The organism is Streptomyces nidicola, from assembly GCF_050106155.1.
Taxonomy (GTDB): Bacteria; Actinomycetota; Actinomycetes; order Streptomycetales; family Streptomycetaceae; genus Streptomyces.
On the sequence record NZ_JBNBPI010000001.1, the window covers coordinates 7249353 to 7270702 of the forward strand.

Annotated in this window: 22 protein-coding genes; 15 read left to right on the forward strand and 7 right to left on the reverse strand. The window is 71.5% G+C overall.

Annotated elements, in window-relative coordinates:
* Positions 1 to 5 precede the first annotated feature (5 nt).
* Positions 6 to 1166, forward strand: coding sequence for a type VII secretion-associated serine protease mycosin (gene mycP, locus ACOKM3_RS32750; protein ID WP_426904863.1), 1161 nt, complete (start codon positions 6 to 8; stop codon positions 1164 to 1166).
* Here the strand turns inward: mycP and ACOKM3_RS32755 are convergent.
* Positions 1150 to 2061: a serine hydrolase gene (locus tag ACOKM3_RS32755; RefSeq protein ID WP_426904864.1), complete on the reverse strand. Its 912-nt coding sequence runs from the start codon at positions 2059 to 2061 to the stop codon at positions 1150 to 1152. The genes mycP and ACOKM3_RS32755 overlap by 17 nt on opposite strands.
* A gap of 95 nt (positions 2062 to 2156) precedes the next feature.
* Here ACOKM3_RS32755 and ACOKM3_RS32760 point away from each other — a divergent pair, with 95 nt between their 5' ends.
* A complete protein-coding gene (locus ACOKM3_RS32760; RefSeq protein ID WP_426904865.1) occupies positions 2157 to 2888 on the forward strand; it encodes an SseB family protein in 732 nt (243 codons plus the stop codon).
* Between the two features lie 36 nt (positions 2889 to 2924).
* Here the strand turns inward: ACOKM3_RS32760 and ACOKM3_RS32765 are convergent, their stop codons facing one another.
* Entirely contained in the window at positions 2925 to 3287 is a 363-nt protein-coding gene (locus ACOKM3_RS32765) for a DUF1844 domain-containing protein (protein WP_426904866.1), read from the reverse strand.
* 347 nt (positions 3288 to 3634) lie between these two features.
* On the opposite strand from ACOKM3_RS32765, the gene infC reads away from it, so the two are divergent.
* The 10 genes from infC to ACOKM3_RS32815 all read left to right on the forward strand — a co-directional run bounded on the left by infC (position 3635) and on the right by ACOKM3_RS32815 (position 14911).
* On the forward strand, positions 3635 to 4330 hold the full coding sequence (gene infC / locus ACOKM3_RS32770) for a translation initiation factor IF-3 (protein ID WP_426904867.1): 696 nt from the start codon (positions 3635 to 3637) through the stop codon (positions 4328 to 4330).
* Between the two features lie 122 nt (positions 4331 to 4452).
* Positions 4453 to 4647, forward strand: coding sequence for a 50S ribosomal protein L35 (gene rpmI / locus ACOKM3_RS32775; RefSeq protein ID WP_266721587.1), 195 nt, complete (start codon positions 4453 to 4455; stop codon positions 4645 to 4647).
* Positions 4648 to 4746: 99 nt separating this feature from the next.
* Positions 4747 to 5130: a 50S ribosomal protein L20 gene (gene rplT / locus ACOKM3_RS32780; protein WP_266721589.1), complete on the forward strand. Its 384-nt coding sequence runs from the start codon at positions 4747 to 4749 to the stop codon at positions 5128 to 5130.
* Positions 5131 to 5410: 280 nt separating this feature from the next.
* The gene (locus tag ACOKM3_RS32785) at positions 5411 to 6253 is read left to right on the forward strand and encodes a TrmH family RNA methyltransferase (RefSeq protein ID WP_426904868.1); all 843 of its coding nucleotides are present in this window, start codon (positions 5411 to 5413) and stop codon (positions 6251 to 6253) included.
* Positions 6254 to 6299: 46 nt separating this feature from the next.
* The gene (locus tag ACOKM3_RS32790) at positions 6300 to 7415 is read left to right on the forward strand and encodes a sensor histidine kinase (protein WP_426904869.1); all 1116 of its coding nucleotides are present in this window, start codon (positions 6300 to 6302) and stop codon (positions 7413 to 7415) included.
* Between the two features lie 140 nt (positions 7416 to 7555).
* Positions 7556 to 8695: a phenylalanine--tRNA ligase subunit alpha gene (gene pheS, locus ACOKM3_RS32795; RefSeq protein ID WP_426904870.1), complete on the forward strand. Its 1140-nt coding sequence runs from the start codon at positions 7556 to 7558 to the stop codon at positions 8693 to 8695.
* Positions 8695 to 11208 carry a phenylalanine--tRNA ligase subunit beta gene (gene pheT, locus ACOKM3_RS32800; protein ID WP_426904871.1) on the forward strand — a complete coding sequence of 838 codons (2514 nt, stop codon included), beginning with the start codon at positions 8695 to 8697 and terminating at the stop codon, positions 11206 to 11208. The genes pheS and pheT overlap by 1 nt, the downstream gene beginning before the upstream one ends.
* 368 nt (positions 11209 to 11576) lie before the next feature.
* Positions 11577 to 12662 (forward strand): PP2C family protein-serine/threonine phosphatase, encoded by a 1086-nt coding sequence (locus ACOKM3_RS32805; protein WP_426904872.1) that lies wholly within the window; start codon positions 11577 to 11579, stop codon positions 12660 to 12662.
* Between the two features lie 305 nt (positions 12663 to 12967).
* Entirely contained in the window at positions 12968 to 14308 is a 1341-nt protein-coding gene (locus ACOKM3_RS32810) for a tetratricopeptide repeat protein (protein WP_426904873.1), read from the forward strand.
* A gap of 72 nt (positions 14309 to 14380) precedes the next feature.
* Positions 14381 to 14911 (forward strand): NUDIX hydrolase, encoded by a 531-nt coding sequence (locus ACOKM3_RS32815; protein WP_426904874.1) that lies wholly within the window; start codon positions 14381 to 14383, stop codon positions 14909 to 14911.
* A gap of 10 nt (positions 14912 to 14921) precedes the next feature.
* Here ACOKM3_RS32815 and ACOKM3_RS32820 read toward each other — a convergent pair whose 3' ends face one another.
* Both ACOKM3_RS32820 and ACOKM3_RS32825 read right to left on the reverse strand, forming a co-directional pair.
* A complete protein-coding gene (locus ACOKM3_RS32820; RefSeq protein ID WP_266721604.1) occupies positions 14922 to 15179 on the reverse strand; it encodes a hypothetical protein in 258 nt (85 codons plus the stop codon).
* Positions 15180 to 15373: 194 nt separating this feature from the next.
* Entirely contained in the window at positions 15374 to 16234 is an 861-nt protein-coding gene (locus tag ACOKM3_RS32825) for a 3-hydroxybutyryl-CoA dehydrogenase (RefSeq protein ID WP_426904875.1), read from the reverse strand.
* A 187-nt stretch (positions 16235 to 16421) separates the two neighbouring features.
* Here ACOKM3_RS32825 and ACOKM3_RS32830 point away from each other — a divergent pair, with 187 nt between their 5' ends.
* A complete protein-coding gene (locus tag ACOKM3_RS32830; protein WP_426906959.1) occupies positions 16422 to 17630 on the forward strand; it encodes a glycoside hydrolase family 10 protein in 1209 nt (402 codons plus the stop codon).
* Positions 17631 to 17651: 21 nt separating this feature from the next.
* Here the strand turns inward: ACOKM3_RS32830 and ACOKM3_RS32835 are convergent, their stop codons facing one another.
* On the reverse strand, positions 17652 to 17849 hold the full coding sequence (locus tag ACOKM3_RS32835) for a DUF1918 domain-containing protein (RefSeq protein ID WP_426904876.1): 198 nt from the start codon (positions 17847 to 17849) through the stop codon (positions 17652 to 17654).
* A gap of 82 nt (positions 17850 to 17931) precedes the next feature.
* Positions 17932 to 18903, reverse strand: coding sequence for a DMT family transporter (locus ACOKM3_RS32840; protein ID WP_426904877.1), 972 nt, complete (start codon positions 18901 to 18903; stop codon positions 17932 to 17934).
* Between ACOKM3_RS32840 and ACOKM3_RS32845 the strand changes: the two genes are divergently transcribed.
* On the forward strand, positions 18902 to 20371 hold the full coding sequence (locus ACOKM3_RS32845) for an aminotransferase-like domain-containing protein (RefSeq protein ID WP_426904878.1): 1470 nt from the start codon (positions 18902 to 18904) through the stop codon (positions 20369 to 20371). The genes ACOKM3_RS32840 and ACOKM3_RS32845 overlap by 2 nt on opposite strands.
* Before the next feature lie 10 nt (positions 20372 to 20381).
* Positions 20382 to 20813 carry a GNAT family N-acetyltransferase gene (locus tag ACOKM3_RS32850; protein ID WP_426904879.1) on the forward strand — a complete coding sequence of 144 codons (432 nt, stop codon included), beginning with the start codon at positions 20382 to 20384 and terminating at the stop codon, positions 20811 to 20813.
* On the opposite strand, the gene ACOKM3_RS32855 is transcribed toward ACOKM3_RS32850, so the two are convergent.
* Positions 20810 to 21259, reverse strand: a complete 450-nt coding sequence (locus ACOKM3_RS32855) for a DUF6314 family protein (RefSeq protein ID WP_426904880.1) — start codon at positions 21257 to 21259, stop codon at positions 20810 to 20812. The genes ACOKM3_RS32850 and ACOKM3_RS32855 overlap by 4 nt on opposite strands.
* Positions 21260 to 21350: the final 91 nt, after the last annotated feature.

Here is a 21350-nt window from a genome sequence, read left to right on the forward strand (position 1 = left end):
CAGCCATGAAGCGTCAGCACACGATCGCCGCGATCGGCACCGCGGCCACCCTCGCGCTGCTCCCCGCCACCGCCGCCCACGCCGACTCGGTCCGCTCCCAGCAGTGGGGCCTCACCGCGCTGCACACCGACGAGGCCTGGAGGACGACCCGGGGCAAGGGCATCACGGTGGCCGTCCTGGACACGGGCGTCGACGACGAGCACCCGGACCTCAAGGGCAGCGTGCTGCCCGGCAAGGACCTCATCGGCTTCGGCGCCGAGCGCGGCGACCGCCCCTGGGCCCGGCACGGCACCGCGATGGCCGGGATCATCGCGGGCCACGGGCACGGCAAGGACGACGGCGACGGCGTCATGGGCGTGGCACCCGAGGCGAAGATCCTGCCGGTCCGGGTGATCCTGGAGGACGGCGACCCGTCCCGCGCCAAGGCCAGGGAGAGCCGTGGCAACGCGCTCTCCGAGGGCATCCGCTGGGCCGCCGACCACGGCGCCGACGTCATCAACCTGTCCCTCGGCGACGACTCGAACACCGCCCACCCCGAGGCGAGCGAGGACGCTGCCGTCCAGTACGCGCTGAAGAAGGGCGTCTCCGTCGTCGCCTCCGCGGGCAACGGCGGCGAGGAGGGCGACCACGCCTCCTACCCGGCCGCGTACCCCGGCGTCATCACCGCCACGGCCGTCGACTCGACCGGCGCCCGCGCCTCGTTCTCCACCCGCCGCTGGTACGCCTCCGTCGCCGCGCCGGGCCGGGGCATCGTCACGGCCGACCCCGACCGCAAGTACTACTCGGCGTGGGGGACGAGCGCCGCCTCCGCGTTCGTGTCAGGAGCCGTCGCCCTGGTCCGCGGCGCCCACCCCGGCCTGAGCCCCGCGCAGATCAAGAAGCTCATGGAGGACACGGCCGACGATCCGCCCTCCGGTGGCCGCGACGACTCCCGCGGCTTCGGCCTCGTCGACCCGGCCGCCGCGATCACCGCCGGCGCGAAGCTGAAGCCGCAGCGCCTGACCCCGGCCTCGTACGGCGAGAAGTACTTCGGCCCGGGACCCGACGACGACTCCAGCGGTTCCCTCTCCACCTGGGTGGGCGTGCTCGCGGGCACCGTCGGGGTGCTGCTGCTCGGCGCGGCCGGCTACCTGTGGCGCGGCCACCGCCTCACGCGCCGCCGCTGACCACCGGCACGGCGGCCTTCGCCACGTCCTCGACGAGATCGATGCCCGCGGCCTTGGTGGCGCTGCCGTGGGAGACGACGGCCACCAGGTACCGCTGCCCGTCCACGGTGACCCGCCCGATGCTGTTGATGTCCCACAGCCCCGTGGTGCTGCGCTGGAGCCACCCGTTCTTCAGCGCGGCGTCGCCGTCCCCTGCCGCGGACACGCCCCACGCCTGATCGCTCTCCACGTTCCCCATGAGCTCCTGGACGTACGACCGCGATTCCTTGCTCAGTGCGAGATCGTCGCCGACCCCGAACACCTGCTTGAGCAGGGCGAGTTGATCGTCCGATGTGGTCTGCGTGAGCCCCCACAGCGAGCCGTCGCCACCGCTGGTCCCGGTGAGCCCGAGCCGCTCGTTCGCCGCGTCGAGCCCGTCGGCCCCGTCCAGCTCGTTCCAGAGCGCGGTCGTCGCGTCGTTGTCGCTGCTCTCGATCATCGCGGTGGCGTACGTCCGCTCCTGCGCGGTCAGCGCCCGCCCCTCGTCCTGTGCCCGCAGCAGCAGCGTGGCGAGCACGTCGACCTTCACGATGCTCGCGGTGTCGTACGTTCCGTCCCCCGACGCGTACGAGGCGCTCGTCCCGTCGGTCTCGTTCAGGACGGTGACGGAGACCTCGCCCTCGTGCCCCTGAGCGGCCGCCTTCACCGCCTCGGCCAGCTCGGCGTCCCTGTCCACGGTTGCACTCTCCTTCGACGCCGAGGCGGCGTGCGAGACGAGGGCGGCCGCGGTGTGCGGCTGCGTCTGCGCATAGACCGTAGTGCCGGCGATCGCGGCGGCGAGCACCACCGAGGTGACGGCGGCGTAGACGCGGGGTCGCCGAAGGGCCGGACGGGACGGACGGGAGCGGTGGGACATGCCGCGATGCTCCGCGGCCACCCTGTGCGGACCATGAGTCGCGGCTCAGGGTCCGCTGAGAATCCGTCCCCGGCCGCTCGGTAGGCTCGGTGAACGTGGCGAACAAGAACATTCCCGACCCCGGCTTCTCCGACGACGACGGTACGGCGGACCCGCACCTGACCGAGGCCCTGGCCGCGTGGTCGCGGGACCGCACGGCCCACGGCCCGGTCCTTGCGGCGCTCAAGGACACCCGGCTGCTCGTCCCGATCGTCGCGGTGCTCGGCGAGGTGGAGGAGGACGAGAACGGGCTTCGCCGCGAGAAGACGAGCGACATGGCGGTCCCGACCCTGAAGGCGGCGGGCCGCAAGGCGCTCCCCGCTTTCACCTCGACCGAGTCGCTCGCCCTGTGGGACCCCGAGGCCCGCCCGGTGGCCGTCCCGCTGCACCAGGCGCTCCAGGCCGCCGCCCACGAGAAGGCCGACACCGTCGTCCTCGACGTCGCGGGACCCGTCCCGTACGAGCTGACGGGCCCGGCCCTGTACGCCCTCGCGGAGGGCCGCACCGACGCCGACCCGCTCGCCGACCCCGCCGTCAGGGAGGCCGCGCGCACGGCGGTCGCCGCCGAGCCGGCCGTGGCCCGCGCCTACCTGGGTCCCGGCCAGGCGGACGGCACCCTGGCCCTGGTCCTCGACGCGGACGCCGACGTCCAGGCCACGGCCCAGGCCCTCGCCGGCCGCATCGCCGCCGACGAAACACTGAGGGCCCGCCTGGTGCGCGGCCTCGATCTGGCGCTCCTGCCGACCGAGGCGACGCCGCCGGGCGAGCCCCTCTACGTACGTCAGTGATTTCGGCTACGTACGTAGTACGTAGCCCTTTGATGTTCAGCCGTACACGGCGCCCGTGTACTTCTCGCCCGGGCCCTTGCCCGGCTCGTCCGGTACGACCGAGGCCTCGCGGAACGCGAGCTGCAGCGACTTCAGGCCGTCCTTCAGCGGGGCGGCGTGGAAGGAGCTGATCTCCGTGGCGCTGCCGTCGAGCAGGCCGGCCAGGGCGTGGATCAGCTTCCGCGCCTCGTCGAGGTCCTTGTGGGCGTCGCCCTCCTCGGTGAGGCCGAGCTTCACCGCGGCGGCGCTCATCAGGTTCACCGCGACCGTCACGATGACTTCTACGGCGGGCACCTCGGCGATGTCGCGGGTCAGCGCGTCGTAGTCGGGGTTGTCGGTTGCGGGGGTCGCGTCACTCATGGGCCCCACGATATGTCGCGCGCACCCGATTGGGCGCACCCCCCAAGTCCTGCTAACCTTGTGTAACGACCGGCCGGACACACGTCCTCGCGGATGAAGTGACCGGCCCACAAGTGGAGGCTCCGATCTCCCACCTGACCGCCCGACCAGGGCGGTGGGTCACCGGTCAGACGGTCACCGTCGTTCCGTACGGACGACGGAACCGTCCGAGTCTGCGCCCCGCGGTCCACCGTGGTGGTGCTCCGGTAATTCTTGGAGCCCTGCCTGTGTACCGTCCGGGGCATTTTTTGTGTTTCGGCGCGGTTGGTACTTACGTCAAAACGTACGCGGCGGTCCGCCAGGCCGTCGTGTGGTGCTACCGAGGAGGATCCATCAGCGCCGAGCCCCGCATCAACGACCGGATTCGCGTTCCCGAAGTGCGACTTGTCGGTCCCAGCGGCGAGCAGGTCGGGATTGTTCCGCTTGCCAAGGCCCTTGAGCTTGCTCAGGAGTACGACCTCGACCTGGTCGAGGTGGCGGCGAACGCCCGTCCGCCCGTATGCAAGCTCATGGACTACGGGAAGTTCAAGTACGAGTCGGCCATGAAGGCCCGTGAGGCGCGCAAGAACCAGGCGCACACGGTCATCAAGGAGATGAAGCTCCGGCCGAAGATCGACCCGCACGACTATGACACCAAGAAGGGTCACGTCGTCCGGTTCCTCAAGCAGGGCGACAAGGTCAAGATCACGATCATGTTCCGTGGTCGCGAGCAGTCCCGTCCGGAGCTCGGCTTCCGGCTGCTGCAGCGTCTCGCGAACGACGTCCAGGACCTCGGGTTCATCGAGTCGAACCCGAAGCAGGACGGCCGAAACATGATCATGGTCCTCGGTCCGCACAAGAAGAAGACCGAGGCGATGGCCGAGGCCCGCGAGGCGCAGGCCGCCCGTAAGGCCGACGCGAAGGCCAACCCCGGCAAGTCGCAGAACGTTGCCGAGGACCAGGCCGACGAGGACGTCGCCGAGGCACCCGCGGAAACCCCCGCCGAGGCTCCGGCCGAGGCATGATCCGTGCCGCGCACAGCCCGTGCGCCACGGATACCAACTGACACAACTGACGTTCCATCACGGCCGGTTCGCGCCACGCACGGACCGGCCGGGAGCGCCACTGACGAGGAGAGAACGGCGCCATGCCGAAGAACAAGTCGCACAGCGGTGCCAGCAAGCGCTTCAAGATCACCGGCTCCGGCAAGGTGATGCGCGAGCGCGCCGGCAAGCGCCACCTGCTCGAGCACAAGTCGTCCCGCGTGACGCGTCGCCTCACCGGCAACGCCGAGATGGCCCCGGGCGACGCCGCGAAGATCAAGAAGCTTCTCGGCAAGTGATGTACGGGCGTCTTCACGCCCTGTACGTCGGCTAGACCGGGACCCATTCGAATTCGGGCCGGGTGACAACAACCCCGGCCCCGCTACAAGGAGTTAACAGTGGCACGCGTCAAGCGCGCGGTGAACGCGCACAAGAAGCGTCGGGCGATCCTCGAGCAGGCCAGCGGCTACCGCGGTCAGCGTTCGCGCCTGTACCGCAAGGCGAAGGAGCAGGTCACCCACTCCCTCGTCTACAACTACAACGACCGCAAGAAGCGCAAGGGCGACTTCCGTCAGCTGTGGATCCAGCGCATCAACGCCGCTGCCCGCCAGAACGGCATGACGTACAACCGCCTCATCCAGGGTCTGAAGGCCGCCAACATCGAGGTGGACCGCAAGATGCTGGCCGAGCTGGCCGTGAACGACATCAACGCGTTCGCCGCCCTCGTCGAGGTTGCGCAGAAGGCGCTGCCGGCCGACGTGAACGCGCCCAAGGCTGCGTGAACGCTCCGCTGAGCCGTATGTGACGTGGGACCCGCAAGCCGTGTGGCTTGCGGGTCCCACGTTGTTCGGGGCGTCCGTCCCCACGCCACGGGGCTCCGCCCCGGACCCCGCTGCTCAATCGCCGCAGGGGCTTGAAATGCCCACCCGCCACGGGGCTGATAGTGCCGCTCCCGCCTTGGGCAATCTGCCGCCTGGGGCGGCAGGGTGGGCAAGGCGGCCCCCGGTGCCGCGTGCCCGTGGGGCAGGCCCCAACCCCGTCACCATCCCGAAGGTTCCCCGCATGGTCGCAACGCCCGAGTTGATCTCCCCCAAGTCGCCCCGCGTGAGCGCCGCTCGGCGGCTGGCCAAGCGGAATTTCCGGGGGAAGGAGCGGCTGTTCCTGGCCGAGGGGCCGCAGGCGGTGCGGGAGGCCGCCGCGCACGGTGGGCTCGTCGAGATGTTCGCGACCGTGGACGCCGCCGAGCGCTACGCCGACATCGTCGGGGAGGCCAGGGACGCGGGCGCCCGGGTGCACCTCGCCGAAGAGGACGTCATCGCCGACATCTCCACCACCGTCACCCCGCAGGGCCTCGTGGGGGTGTGCCGGTTCCTGGACACGCCGTTCGAGGAGATCCTCGCCGCGCGGCCCAAGCTCGTCGCCGTCCTCGCGCATGTGCGTGACCCCGGGAACGCCGGGACCGTGCTCCGGTGCGCCGACGCCGCGGGCGCTGAGGCCGTCGTGCTGACCGACGCCTCCGTGGACCTGTACAACCCCAAGGCGGTGCGGGCCTCCGTCGGCTCGCTCTTCCACTTGCCCGTCGCCGTGGGCGTACCCGTCGAGGAGGCCGTCGCCGGGCTCAAGGAGGCGGGCGTTCGAATTCTCGCCGCCGACGGAGCGGGCGAGGACGACCTCGACGCCGAGCTGGACCAGGGGACCATGGGCGCCGCGACCGCCTGGGTGTTCGGCAACGAGGCCTGGGGCCTGCCGGAGGAGACCCGCGCACTCGCCGACGCCGTCGTGCGCGTGCCCATCCACGGCAAGGCCGAGAGCCTCAACCTCGCGACGGCGGCCGCCGTTTGCCTGTACGCCTCCGCGCGTGCGCAGCGTGCCCCCGGAGGGTGCCGTTCCGTCACTCCCGGCTAGTAGGGTGACTCTTCCGGATCGACCGCCGGGAGGGGGAGCGCGGGAGATGAGCGTCGTCAATGGCAGCGGATCGCGCGGACTGGCCGGTCCCGCCGCGTCCGGGCCCGACGAGCTCGCCGCTCTCGGTATCCACCCCGACGACCTGCCCGACGGCCTCGTCGTCGCGGACGAGCGCGGCCGCGTCATCTGCTTCAACGCCGCCGCGGAGCGCATCACCGCGGTCCGCGCGGGCACCGCGCTGGACGCGCCGCTGGAGCGGGTCCTCCCGTTGGAGGACCTCGAGGGCCGGCGCTGGTGGCAGCTCACCGATCCGTACGGCGGCCTCGCCATCCGGGGCGGACAGCCCGAGCGGAACCTGCTGCTGCCGGGCGGCCGGGAGGTCCTGGTCACCGCGCGTTACGTACGGGTCCGGCCGAAGGGGCCCGTGCGCCGCGTCGTCGTGTCGCTGCGGGACACCGAGGCCCGGCGGCGTACCGAACGCAGCCACGCCGAGCTGATCGCCACCGTCGCCCACGAGCTGCGCTCCCCGCTGACCTCGGTGAAGGGCTTCACCGCGACGCTGCTCGCCAAGTGGGAGCGTTTCACCGACGAGCAGAAGCGGCTGATGCTGGAGACGGTCGACGCCGATGCGAACCGGGTGACCCGGCTCATCGCCGAGCTGCTCGACATCTCCCGGATCGACTCCGGGCGGCTCGAACTGCGGCGGCAGCCCGTCGACATCGCGGCCGCCGTCTCCCGGCACATCCAGGCGCACGTCGCCGCGGGGCAGTCGGCCGACCGGTTCCTGCTGCGCGTCAAGCATCCGCTGCCCGACCCGTGGGCCGACCCGGACAAGGTCGACCAGGTCCTGAGCAACTTGCTGGAAAACGCCGTGCGTCATGGCGAGGGAACCGTCACCATTGACGTCGAGCCAACCCGGCCCACCGGCACGTCGGTCACCGTGAGCGACGAGGGCCCCGGCATCCCGGAGGAGTCCATGAACCGCGTCTTCACCCGCTTCTGGCGGGGCAGCAAGCGCGGCGGCACGGGCCTCGGGCTCTACATCGTCAAGGGCATCGTCGAGGCCCACGGCGGGTCGATCACCGTCGGCCGGGCGCCCGGCGGCGGCGCCGAGTTCCGATTTACGTTGCCCGTGGCGACGCCGGCGTATCTCACCAGCTGACCGGCCGGGCACCACGGGCGCATCCGCACACCTCACCCCCGTTAGACTCGTCCTTTGGCACGTTTGCGTCCCCGCCACTCGACGGCCGTCGAACGCGTCTGCGGGACCATCAGCCACGCCAATCGGAAGCACGGGAAGAGATGTCGGCACCGAACAAGTCGTACGACCCTGTCGAGGTCGAGGCACTGAAACCGGAAGAGATCGAGCGCGTCCAGAAGGAGGCGCTCGACGCCTTCGCCGCCGCGGACTCGCTCGAGGCGCTCCAGGAGGCCAAGGTCGCGCACACCGGCGGCACCTCGCCGCTGGCGCTCGCCAACCGCGAGATCGGTGCGCTGCCGCCGCAGGCCAAGGCCGCGGCGGGCAAGCTCGTCGGGCAGGCCCGCGCCGCCGTCGGCCGGGGCCTCGCCGCCCGCCAGGCCGAGCTGGAGGCCGAGCGCGACGCGCGCGTCCTGGTCGAGGAGGCCGTGGATGTCACGCTGCCCCACGACCGCGCGCAGGCCGGCGCCCGGCACCCGCTGACCACGCTCTCCGAGCGCATCGAGGACGTCTTCGTGGCCATGGGCTACGAGGTCGCCGAGGGCCCGGAGATCGAGGCCGAGTGGTTCAACTTCGACGCGCTCAACATCGGCCCGGACCACCCCGCCCGCGGCACCCAGGACACCTTCTTCGTCCAGGGCGCCCAAGAGGCGCGAGGCGCCGGGGATGATGCCGAGGCCGGGCTCGTGCTGCGTACGCACACCTCGCCCGTGCAGATCCGCTCGATGCTGGACCGGGAGCCGCCGGTCTACGTGATCTGCCCCGGCCGCGTGTACCGCTCCGACGAGCTGGACGCCACGCACACCCCCGTCTTCAACCAGGTCGAGCTGATCGCCATCGACGAGGGCCTCACCATGGCGGACCTCAAGGGCACCCTCGACCACATGGTCCAGGCACTGTTCGGCAAGGAGATGAAGACGCGGCTGCGCCCGAACTTCTTCCCGTTCACCGAGCCGTCCGCCGAGATGGACATGGTCTGCTACGTGTGCCGCGGCGAGTCCGTCGGCAACGCCGACCGCCCCTGCCGCACCTGCTCCTCCGAGGGCTGGATCGAGCTGGGCGGCTGCGGCATGGTCAACCCGAAGGTGCTCGTCGCCTGCGGTGTGGACCCCGAGAAGTACAGCGGATTCGCCTTCGGGTTCGGCATCGAACGGATGCTGATGTTCCGCCACAACGTCGAAGACATGCGAGACATGGTCGAGGGTGACGTCCGCTTCACCCGGCCGTTCGGGATGGAGATCTGATGCGTATCCCGCTTTCCTGGCTGCGGGAGTACGTCGACCTCCCCGCCTCCGAGACCGGCCGCGACGTACAGGCCAAGCTCGTGTCCGCCGGCCTTGAGGTCGAGACGGTCGAGCAGCTCGGCGCAGGCCTCAAGGGCCCCCTCGTCGTCGGTCAGGTCAAGACCATCGAGGAGCTGGAGGGCTTCAAGAAGCCCATCCGCTTCTGCACCGTCGACGTCGGGCAGGCCAACGGCACCGGTGAGCCGCAGGAGATCGTCTGCGGCGCCCGGAACTTCGCCGTCGGCGACAAGGTCGTCGTGGTCCTGCCGGGCGCCGTGCTGCCCGGCGACTTCGCGATCGCCGCGCGCAAGACGTACGGCAAGACCTCGCACGGCATGATCTGCTCCACCGACGAGCTCGGCATGGGCGACGACGGCACGCACGGCATCATCGTGCTGCCGCCGGAGCACGAGGTCGGCACCGACGCCATCGAGCTGCTCGAGCTGGTCGACGAGGTGCTGGACATCGCGGTCACCGCCAACCGCGGCGACTGCCTGTCCATCCGCGGCGTCGCCCGCGAGACCGCCATCGCCTACGGTCTGCCGCTGCGCGACCCGGCCCTCCTCGACGTGCCGACGCCGAACGCGGACGGCTACCCGGTGCAGATCGCCGACCGTCTCGGCTGCGACCGCTTCACCGCGCGCACCGTCGCCGGTCTGTCGCCCGATTACCGCTCCCCGATCTGGCTCCAGCGCCGTCTGCAGAAGGTCGGCATGCGCCCGATCTCGCTCGCCGTCGACGTCACGAACTACGTGATGATGGAGCTCGGCCAGCCGCTGCACGCCTACGACCGCTCCCTCGTGCAGGGCGCGATCGGCGTCCGCCGCGCCGAGCAGGGCGAGCAGCTCACCACCCTCGACGGCACCAAGCGCAAGCTCGACGCCGAGGACCTGGTCATCACCGACGAGCGCGGCCCGATCGGCCTCGCCGGCGTGATGGGCGGCGCCAACACGGAGATCGCGGACCACGCGGAGGACGCCGGTACCACCGACGTCGTCATCGAGGCCGCGCACTTCGACGCCGTCTCCATCGCCCGCACCGCGCGCCGCCACAAGCTGTCCTCCGAGGCGTCCAAGCGCTTCGAGCGCGGCGTCGACCCGGAGGCCGCGTCCGCCGCCGCCCAGCGCGCCGTCGACCTGCTCGTGCTGCTCGCGGGCGGCAAGGCCGAGCCGGGTGTCACCGAGGTGGTCGCCCCGTCCGGGCCGCACACCATCACCGTCCCGGCCGACCACCCGGACAAGGTGGCGGGCGTGACGTACGGCCGCGAGACCGTGGTGCGCCGCCTCCAGCAGGTCGGCTGCGACGCGTACGGGCAGGACGTCCTGACGGTCACCGTGCCGTCCTGGCGCCCCGACCTCGTGGACCCGAACGACCTCGCCGAAGAGGTCATCCGCCTGGAGGGCTACGAGAACCTGCCCTCCACGCTGCCGAAGCCCCCGGCGGGCCGTGGCCTGACCGCGCGCCAGCGCCTGCACCGCCGTGTCGGCCGCGCGCTGGCCGGTGCCGGGTACGTCGAGGCGCTCAACTACCCGTTCCTGAGCGAGGGCGTCTTCGACCAGCTCGGCCTGGAGGCGGACGACGCCCGCCGCAAGGTCGTCAAGCTGATCAACCCGCTCAACGACGAGGAGCCCGCGCTCCGTACGACGCTGCTGCCGGGGCTGCTGAACGCCCTGCGCCGCAACGACGGCCGCGGCAGCCACGACCTGGCGCTCTTCGAGACCGGCCTGGTGTTCCGGCCGACCGGCGAGGAGATCGCCCCGGTCCGCCTCCCCGTCGACCGCCGCCCGACCGACGAGGAGATCGCCGGTCTGAACGCCGCGCTGCCCGCGCAGCCGCGTCATGCCGCCGTCGTCCTCGCGGGCGCCCGCGAGCAGGCCGGCTGGTGGGGCAAGGGCCGACCGGCCGACTGGGCCGACGCCATCGAGGCCGCGCGCACCCTCGCCCGCGAGGCGCACGCGGAGCTCACGGTCCGCGCCGACCGGCACGAGCCGTGGCACCCCGGCCGCTGCGCCGCCCTGTACGTCGACATCGACGGCACGGAGACGCTCGTCGGCCACGCCGGTGAGCTGCACCCGCGCGTCGTCAAGGCGCTGAGCCTGCCCGAGCGCACCTGCGCGGCGGAGCTGGACCTCGACGTCCTGGAGCGGGCCGGCACCGGCCTGATCGAGGCGCCGCGGATCTCCACGTTCCCCGTCGCCACGCAGGACGTCGCGCTGGTCGTCGACAAGACGGTTCCGGCCGCCGAGGTCGAGAAGGCGCTGCGCGAGGGCGCGGGTGAACTCCTGGAGTCCATCCGCCTGTTCGACGTGTACGAGAGCGCGGAGCAGCTCGGCGACGACAAGAAGTCGCTCGCCTACGCGCTGGGCTTCCGGGCCGGCGACCGCACGTTGAAGGCCGACGAGGCGTCGGCCGCCCGCGACGCGGCGGTGGCGCTCGCCGCCGAGCGTACGGGCGCGGTGCTGCGCGGCGCCTGAACTACGCAGGCGCGCAACGGCGTCGGCGCGTGACAGCGCGCAAAGCCGCACTTGAGGGGTGCATCCGGGAGACCGGGTGCACCCCTCACTCATTCGGGTGAGGATTCTCGATGACCCGGTCCCGAACGGGCAGGCGGTGGACAGAATCGTTGCGGTCGCCGGGCCGACCGGCGAGCGCGCTGCAGTGGGCCCAGGGTCTGTCGTTTGGATCAGGCCGGGTCAGGGAGCGGGGTCCGGTGCGTGCGATCGCAAGGCGGAGGAGGGAGTCGACGCGGAGCGTCGGCGACCGACGACAACGCCGCGAGCGTGCGTGCCGGGCCCCGCGAGCCCGGCTTGATCCAAACGACAGACCCTAGGGGGCCGTCGGCATGATCCGTATCAAGACCAAGGCGCCCACGGGACTCGGACCGAGGCGCGCCCGGCGCACGTTGATGCTGGGCCTGCCGACCGTGTGGGGCGCGGTCGCCATGACGTACAAGTTCGTCTGTCCGCTCGCGCAGTTGGACGGCTTAGGTGCGCGGATCGCGACGAGCGCCGTCTTCTTCGCCGTCGGCACGGGGCTGATATTGCGCGTGCGGCACACCCTGATGCGGGAGTTGAGCGAGGCGCGGGCCGTCGCGGACGCCGCGCAGTCCGCGCTGCTGCGCCCGCTGCCGTCCCGGATCGACGGTCTCGCGCTCGCCGCAGGACAGCTGTCCGCCGACCGCGGCGCCAGCATCGGCGGCGACCTGTACGACGTCGTCGCCACCGACCACGGCGTCCGCGTGGTCATGGGCGACGTACGAGGGCACGGGATCGCGGCGCTCGGCACCGTCGGCGCCGTCCTCGGGAGCTTTCGCGAGGCCGCGCACGACGAGGACGAACTCGGGGCGCTGCTGCGGCGGTTGGAGCGCGCGCACGCCCGCTACCTGCGTCAGCGCGCCCGGGAGGAGCATCCCGCCGCCGGGGGAGGGGAGCCGGAGAACCCGGTCGCGGAGGAGTTCGTGACGGTGCTGCTCCTGGAGATCCGGCGGGACGGCGCGGTGCACGCCCTCAACTGCGGTCACCCGTGGCCGTATCTGCTGCGTCCCGGAGCCGTGCGCTGCGTGGAGCCGATGAGCGGCGGCGATCCGATGCCGCCGCTCGGCCCGTTCCCGCTGCCCGCCGAGCTGCCGGCCGTGCGCTGCGGGCGGATCAGGCCCGGCGAGGGGCTCCTGCTGCACACCGACGGCATCGAGGACGCCCGCGATCACCGCGGCCGGTTCTTCCCGCTGCGCTCCACGCTCGACGGGGCCCTGCGCCGCGGCCCCATCACACCCCAGGCCGTCATCCACGCCGTCTACAGCCGTCTCCTGTGCCACGTCGACGGCCGGCTCTGCGACGACGCCGCGCTGCTCGTGCTGCGCAACGACCGGAGCCGGGTGCCCGCCCAGCACAGCGGACCCGTCGTGCGCGCCGCCCACAAGGTGCTCTGACCTCCCGGCCGTTCACCACCGTACGCGGGCCCGAGGGTACGAGGCCGGGGGCCGCGTCGTCCGCCCGTCGCGGAGTGTGTCGGGCAGGCGAGCGGGCGGACGACGCGGGGTTCGGGCCGCCGCGCTGTACGAGGGGGAGCCGACGGCCCGGCCGGCCTCTTGCGAGGCAGTTCAGTCAAGCGGGTGCCAACCAGCCACAACAGCGCGCACACGCCACGGACTTGGGCATTCCGATCACACCCCGTGTGAACGCTGCTCGACTAGGCTGGCGGCACCGGGCCAATGCCGGGCGACGGAGGCTCTCGATGCAGCCCAACACCCTGCTCGACGCGATTCTCGACGAGGCCGGGATTTCCCATGCGGGACTCGCGGCTCATGTGAACCAGGTGGGCAAGGCGCGTGGCCTCGCCCTCCGCTACGAACACACGGCGGTAGCCCGCTGGCTGAAGGGCCAGCGGCCGCGCGGCCAGGTGCCCGACCTGATCTGCGAGGTGCTGGCGGCGCGGCTCCAGCGGCACGTCACTCTCGACGACATCGGCCTCGGCATCTCCTGCGAGCCCGCCACCGCGCACGTGACGACGTTGTCCGGCTTCGTGGAGCGGGCCACCGCTCTGTGGCGCTCCGACGAGCAGCAGCGCCGGCACATCCTGGACGCGCCCGCCGTCACCGGCACGCCGGCGGTGATGCCGGTGTGGGAGTGGGAGAACCCGCCCGAGGACAACGACGTCTCGCGCGGCGGCCGCCACCCGGTCAGCGTCGCCGACCTGGAGATGATGCGCTCGGCCCGCGCCCACTACGAGCAGATGTACCGCAAGGCGGGCGGCATCGCGACGCGCAGCCGCATCGTCGGCTTCCTCAACACCGAGGCGGCGCCCCTGCTGCGCGGCAGCTACACCGACGACACAGGACGCCAACTGCACCGCGCCACGGGCGGGTTGGTGGCCATCGCGGGCATCTGCGCGTACGACTCCGATGCGCACGGGCTCGCGCAGCGCTATTTCCACCAGGCGCTGCGGCTCGCGAAGGCCAGCGGCGACAGGGGGCTCGGCGCGTATGTCATCGCACTGCTCGTGAACCAGTCGCTGCACATGCGCGACCACCGGCAGGCCGTCGCCTTCGCGGAGGCCGCGCTGCGCGCCGCGGGGCGGCACATCACGCCCGCGCTCGCCTCCGATCTGTACGCGATGCAGGCGAAGGCGTACGCACACCTCGGTGACGGCACGAGCGCCCTGGAGTGCATCCGGCGTGCCGAGTCCGCCGCCGATCGCATCCGGCGCGGGCACGAGCCGGACGAGACGGGTTACGTGCAGCCGGGATTCGTCAACGTACAGGTGGCGGAGGCGCTGTTGAGTCTCGGGGACTACGCGGCCGCCAAGGAGCACGCGCAGGAGGCGGTGCACACTCCCGCGCACGATCGGGGCCGGGTGCACCGGCTCGCCGTGCTCAGCCAGATCCAGCTCAGACAGGGGAACGCGGAACAGGCCGTGGCCACCGCCGTGGAAATGGCCGAGACCGCTCGGGGCATGGAGTCGCAGCGCTTGCGCGACAGACTCCGGGCCGTCCGCGAACACCTCGTGCGCAGCGCATGCGCAGGTACGGCCGAGGCCGCCGAACTCATCGATGGAGCGTTGCGCGTACCACTGTGAGCCTTTACGCGGGGAGCCCGCGGACGCCACTGCTGCGATATTGCCAGCAACTCGGCGGAAGGTGGCAGAACCGTGCAGTGGACGAAACAGAACGAACAAACTGTGTATGCAAACCGATGGTTCAGCGTCAACCTGGCAGACGTCGCTCTGCCGGACGGCCGGCACCTCGATCACTTCGTGATACGGCTGCGCCCCGTGGCCGTCGCCACGATCGTCAATGAGGCGCACGAAGTGCTCCTGCTGTGGCGGCACCGCTTCATCACCGACAGCTGGGGCTGGGAACTCGCCGCGGGTGTCGTCGAGGACGGGGAGGACATCGCGTACGCGGCGGCAAGGGAATTGGAGGAGGAGACCGGCTGGCGGCCGGGACCGCTGCGGCACCTGATGAGCGTCGAACCGTCCAACGGCCTCACGGACGCCCGGCACCACATCTACTGGACCGACGAGGGAACGTACATCGGCCACCCCCAGGACGATTTCGAGTCGGACCGCAGGGAATGGGTCCCGCTCAAACTCGTCCCCGACATGATCGCTCGCGGAGAGGTCCCGGCCGCCAACATGGCGGCGGCACTACTTCTCCTGCACCACCAAAACCTCGGCTAGCCTTCGGAGGCTAGTGGCCGAGGGCCTGCCACACCGTGATGGCCAGCGCGCCGACCGAGGTCAGTGCGGCCACCGTGGGCAGCGGCCAGCGGGTGTTCTCGAGCGCGCTGAGCCGGGTGCTGAGGTCGTCCTGATCCTTGGCGGTCTGGTCGTCGCGGTGTGTGTGCAGGGCCAGTTGACCGTCGATGCGGGTCAGTTGAACCTCGAAAACCCGTCGTAACTCTGCGAGTTCTTCCGGGACCACGGGATTATCCGGGTCGGTGGTCACGAGTTGGCTCCTTCCTCGATCGCGGCATCAGTCGTGTCTTCACTGATGTACAGACCGGAAGTCAACTCGCCTGGTGGGCGCGGCGGGAGCGTGTGCGAGCGGCATATGCGGGTCAGTCGCGCACTCCCCGTGCGAACGCAGTGGGCCCTGTGTTCCGACGAACACAGGGCCCACTCGCGGATTACGCTGCGTGGTCAGGCGTAGGTGTAGAAGCCCGAACCGCTCTTGCGGCCGAGCCGGCCCGCGTCGACCATCCGCTGCAGCAGCGGGGGAGCGGCGTACAGCGGCTCCTTGTACTCGTCGTACATCGAGTCCGCGATGGAGACGATGGTGTCGAGGCCGATCAGGTCGGAGAGCTTGAGCGGGCCCATCGGGTGGGCGCAGCCGAGCTCCATCCCGTTGTCGATGTCCTCGCGGCTCGCGATGCCCGACTCGAACATCCGGATGGAGGAGAGCAGATACGGCACGAGCAGCGCGTTCACCACGAAGCCCGAGCGGTCCTGGGCACGGATCGCGTGCTTGCCGAGGACCTTCTCCACCATGACCTGGGCGCGGCTGATCGTGCCCTCGGACGTGGTGAGCGCCGGGATCAGCTCGACGAGCTTCTGCACCGGCGCCGGGTTGAAGAAGTGGATGCCGACCACGTGGTCCGGGCGGGACGTCGCCACCGCCAGCTTCACCAGCGGGATGGAGGAGGTGTTCGACGCCAGGATCGCGTCGGACCGGGTCACGACCTGGTCGAGGACCTGGAAGATCTCCGTCTTCACCTGCTCGTTCTCGACGACCGCCTCGATGACGAGGTCACGGTCGGAGAACTCGCCCAGGTCCGTGGTGAACGTGAGGCGCTCCTGCGTCTCGGCCAGCTCCTCCTCGGTGATCTTGCCGCGCGAGGCCGCCTTCGAGAGGGAGCTCAGCAGTCGCGTGCGCCCGTACTCCAGGGCCTCGCCGGTGGTCTCGGCCACCTTCACGTCGAGTCCCGCACGGGCGCAGACCTCCGCGATTCCGGCGCCCATCTGGCCGCAACCCACCACGCCGACGCGTTGGATGTCACTCAAGGGGTCCGTCACCTCGTGCCTTTCGCTCTTCTTCCGGGGATCATCGACGCCAGGTGCAGCGTGTCTCTCCGGGGGCTTCCGGATCCGCACGTTACCCCGTAGACATGAGTGGGGTGGAGCCCGGGTTAACGGCTGTTCATGCCGTCAACACCGTGTCACACGAGGTTGGGGGGAACCTATGGGACGTATCTCACGTATTTCGCGGCGCGGTTTCACGCTCGGGGCGGTCCTCGCGCTGACCGCGGCGACGGCGGCGGACGCGGCCGCCTCGGCGCCCGCGCGGCCGCTGCGGCGGGAGCTGCGGGGCATGTGGCTGGCCACGGTGGCCAACCGGGACTGGCCCTCGCGGGCGGGTCTGAGCGCCGCCGAGCAGCGCGCCGAACTGATCGCGCACCTGGACACGGCCGTTCGCCGCCGGCTCAACGCCGTGATCTTCCAGATCCGGCCGACCGCCGACGCCCTGTGGCCGTCCGATCACGAACCGTGGTCCGCCGTCCTCACCGGAACGCAGGGGCAGGACCCCGGCTGGGACCCGCTGGGCACGGCGGTGGCGGAGGCGCACGCGCGGGGCCTGGAGCTGCACGCCTGGTGCAACCCGTACCGGATCGCCAACCACACGGACCCGAGTCGGCTGATCCCCACGCACCCGGCCCGCCTGCATCCCGAGTGGGTGGTCCCCTACGGCGGCAAGCTCTACTACAACCCCGGTCTGCCGGAGGTCCGCCGTTTCGTCGTGGACGCGATGCTGGACGCGGTCGAGAAGTACCCCGTCGACGCCGTGCACTTCGACGACTACTTCTACCCGTATCCCGTCGCGGGACAGACCTTCGACGACGATGCGGCCTACGCCACGTACGGCGGCGGCTTCCCGGACCGGGCGGCCTGGCGCCGCGACAACATCGACCGGCTGATCCGGGAGATGGCGGCGCGCATCAGGAAGACCCGGCCGCGGACCCGGTTCGGCATCAGCCCCTTCGGGGTGTGGCGCAACAAGGCCACCGATCCGAAGGGTTCGGACACCACGGCCGGTGTGCAGACCTACGACGACCTGCACGCGGACACCCGTAAGTGGGTGCGCGAGCGGTGGATCGACTACGTGGTGCCGCAGGTGTACTGGAACATCGGCTTCGCGGCCGCCGACTACGCGAAGCTCGTGCCGTGGTGGGCCCGGGTCGTACGGGGCACGGGCGTGCGCCTCTACATAGGCGAGGCGCTCTACAAGGCGGGCGATCCGGCGCAGCCCGCCGCCTGGCAGGACCCCGCCGAGCTGTCCCGCCACCTCACGTACGCGGATCGCTTCCCGGAGGTGCGCGGGCACGTCTACTTCTCGGCCAAGGAGGTCGGGCAGGACAGGAACGGCGCGATGGCCCGCGTGGTGGCGGACCACTACAGCTGACCGACAGGCGCTACGCCCGAGTCAGGCCTTCTTTGTGGCCGGGTGCCGGACGACCGCGTCCGGGCCCGGCGACATGATCGCCTCGTGGCCGTCCTCGAACCGCACGCGGAACGGTGGATCGCCGTCCGCGCCGAGCACTTCGATGATCTGTGCCACCCGGTCGTGCTGCCCGACGATCCGGCCGTGCACCAGGAGCTGGTCCCCTACGGTTGCGCGCATCAGGAGTGACCTCCTCAACGTGCCGTAACGTGCCGTTGCGTTGCGGCAAGTGTACGGCGGCGCACGGAACTTGGACCCGCCCTCAGCCACGCGCGCGTTGGGTGGCCGCGATGCACAGCAGGACCGCCACCGCGGTGAGGGGCGCCGCGACCGGCAGCGTCTCGCCGAGCAGGGCGACCGACCAGGCGAGGGTCAACAGCGGCTGCGCGAGCTGGAGTTGGCTCGCCTTCGGGATACCGATCAGCGCCATGCCCCTGTACCAGACGACCAGGCCGAGGAACTGCGAGCCGACCGCCACCCACAGCAGCCCCGCCACGGCGTGCCCGGTCAGGTGCACCGGCTCGTACGGGAGGGAGATCGCCGCGCCCGCCACGGCGAGGGGCAGGCACAGGACGAGCGCCCACGCGATGACCTGCCAGCCCGGCAGTACGGACGCGAGCCGGCCGCCCTCGGTGTAGCCCGCCGCGCAGATCAGCAGCGCCCCGAACAGGAACAGGTCGGCCCGGGTGAGGGCGCCGCCGCTCTGCTGCACCGTGAAGGCGATGACCGCGGCCGCGCCCACGCACGCGGCGATCCAGAACGTGCGCGAGGGCCGGGTCCCGGTGCGTATCGACGAGAAGACGGCCGTGGTCAGCGGCAGCAGGCCGACGACCACCGCGGAGTGCGCGGTCGTCGCCGTCTCCAGCGCGAGCGTGGTGAGCAGCGGGAAGCCGACCACCACTCCGGCGGCGACGACGGCGAGGCCCGCCCAGTGCCGCCGCTCGGGGACGCGGACGCGCAGGGCCAGCAGGCAGGCGCCCGCGACGAGTGCGGCCAGGGCGCAGCGCACGCTGATCAGCGAGTAGGGGCCGAAGCCCTCGAGGCCCCAGGCCGTGGCGGGGAAGGTGAGCGAGAAGGACGTGACGCCGATGGCGGCGAGCAGCGTTCCGGCGAGCCTGCCCGGCCGGGCCGGGGGCGCGGGCGGGGCTGCTGCGGTGGCGGCGCTCGTCGCGGCGGCCGATCGTTCGGCAACTGCTACCCGGTCCGGCTCGATAGCGCTATTCTGTGCACTCATGCAACAGAGTAGCAGCGTGGGTGAACTGGCGAAACAGCTCCGATCCGAGCTGAACCGCTACTCGCCGGGTGAAAAGCTGCCGTCGAGCCGCGTCCTCGTCGACCGCTTCAAGGTGAGCCCGGTGACGGTCTCCCGCGCGCTCGCCCGGCTCGCCGCCGAGGGCCTCGTCGTCACCCGCCCCGGCGCCGGCGCCTACCGGGCCGAGGCGCGGGCCTCGGCCGGGCCCGTCGGCGACACCTCCTGGCAGGAGGTCGCGCTGAGCGCCGACGCGGCGACGGAGGTCGTGCCGCGCGCGGTCGACGCGGCGGGCGTCCTCGTGACGCTCTCGCCGCCGCCACCCGGCGTCATCGAGCTCAACACCGGCTATCTGCACCCGGTCCTGCAACCGGGCGCCGCCATGTCCGCCGCCCTCGCGCGCGCCGGACGGCGCCCCGGGGCCTGGGCCAAGCCGCCCGTCGACGGCCTGCCCGAACTGCGTGAGTGGTTCGCGCGCGGCATCGGCGGGGCGGTCTCCGCCTCGGACGTACTGATCACGTTCGGCGGGCAGTCGGCGCTCACCACCGCGCTGCGCGCACTCGCGCCGCCCGGCGCCCCCGTCCTCGTCGAATCGCCCACGTATCCCGGCATGTTGGCGATCGCGCGGGCGGCGGGCCTGCGGCCGGTGCCGGTCCCTGTGGACCGGGACGGGGTGCGCCCCGAACTTCTCGCGCAGGCCTTCCGGGTGACCGGCGCCAGACTCTTCGTGTGCCAGCCGCTGTTCCAGAACCCGACGGGGGCGGTGCTCTCCGCCGACCGGCGCCCCGAGGTGCTGCGGATCGCGCGGGAGGCCGGGGCGTTCATCGTCGAGGACGACTTCGTGCGCCGCCTCGTCCACGAGGACGCGGGACCGCTGCCCCGGCCGCTCGCGTCCGACGACCCCGACGGCGTCGTCGTGCACGTCTGCTCGCTCACCAAGGCGACGTCGCCGAGCCTGCGCATCGGCTGCCTCGCCGCACGCGGGCCCGTCCTCGAACGGCTGCGCGCGATCCAGGTCGTCGACCACCTCTTCGTCCCGCGGCCCCTCCAGGAGGCCACGCTCGAACTCGTCGGCTCCCCGGCCTGGCCGCGCCATCTGCGCACCCTGGCCGGGGAGTTGAGGGGGCGCCGCGACATCCTGGCGGCCGCGATCACCACGGAGCTCCCCGCGCTCGACCTCACGCACATCCCGGCCGGCGGCTACCACCTGTGGCTGCGGCTGCCGGAGGGCAGCGACGAGACGGCGCTGGTCGCGGGCGCCCTGCGCGCGGGCGTCGCGGTGGCCCCCGGCCGCCCGTACTTCTCGGCCGAACCCCCGGCGCCGCACATCCGGCTGAGCTTCGTGGGCGTCGCGACGAGCGCCGAGATCACCGAGGGCGTACGCCGCCTGAAGACGGCCTGCGCGGAGCTCCTGCCCCCGAATCCGCTCGACGCACCCGCGTCCGACCTGTGAGGATCCCCGCATGAACAGCCCACTGCCCGACGGCTACGAGATATCCACGGACCCCGCCCGCATCGACACCGACCGCGTCCACGCGTGGCTCTCCGAGGACGCGTACTGGGCACTCGGCCGCCCGCGCGCCCAGCAGGACAAGGCGCTCGTCGGCTCCCTCAACTTCGGTGTGTACGACGCCGCTTCGGGCGAACAGGTCGCCTACGCGCGCGTGGTCACGGACGAGGCCACGTTCGCCTGGCTCTGCGACGTGTACGTCGACCGCTCGGTACGCGGCAAGGGCATCGGCAAGGCGATGGTGACGGCGGTCCGCGACCACCTGAAGCCACTGGGCATCCGCCGCGTCCTCCTGGCGACGCAGGACGCGCACGGCGTGTACGAGGAGGTGGGCTTCAAGCCCTTGGAGCACCCGGACCAGTGGATGGCGTTGTACTTCGTCTAAAGCGGGCCCTCGCGGCGGTAGTCCGTCGTGAGCAGCAGATCCTTGGCGGGCCCCTTTACGCGCCACACGGTCCGCCACCGATCCGCGTCGTACACGGTGAACTCGCCACGGTAGAGATCGGCCGAGCACGGGTGGTCGGCGACGTGGTGGCCGGTCCGCAGGTCCAGGTCGTGGAAGAACCGTCCGTCGGAGAAGTGCACGACTGCGGTACCGGCCTCCTCGCCCGGCAGGTAGCGGAGCGTGCGCTCGGCGGGCCGGGCGACCCCGTGCCACTCGAACGTCCCGGACTCGAAGTGCAGCAGGCCGTCCCCTTCGGCCGTGAAGCCGGTTGTCCCGCTGAACGTCCCCGTCGCGTCCGCCGCGAGATCCCGCACCGTCCGCTCGACCCGCCAGCGCCCCGCCAGGAACGCCAGCACGTCGGAAACCGGCCAGAGTTCACTCGTCACGCACACCACTCCCGCTCACCTCTGCGCGAACCGTTGACGCGCGTACCGCTGCTTCCTATGTTGCCGTTCGCAGTTTAGGACGCCGTACGAA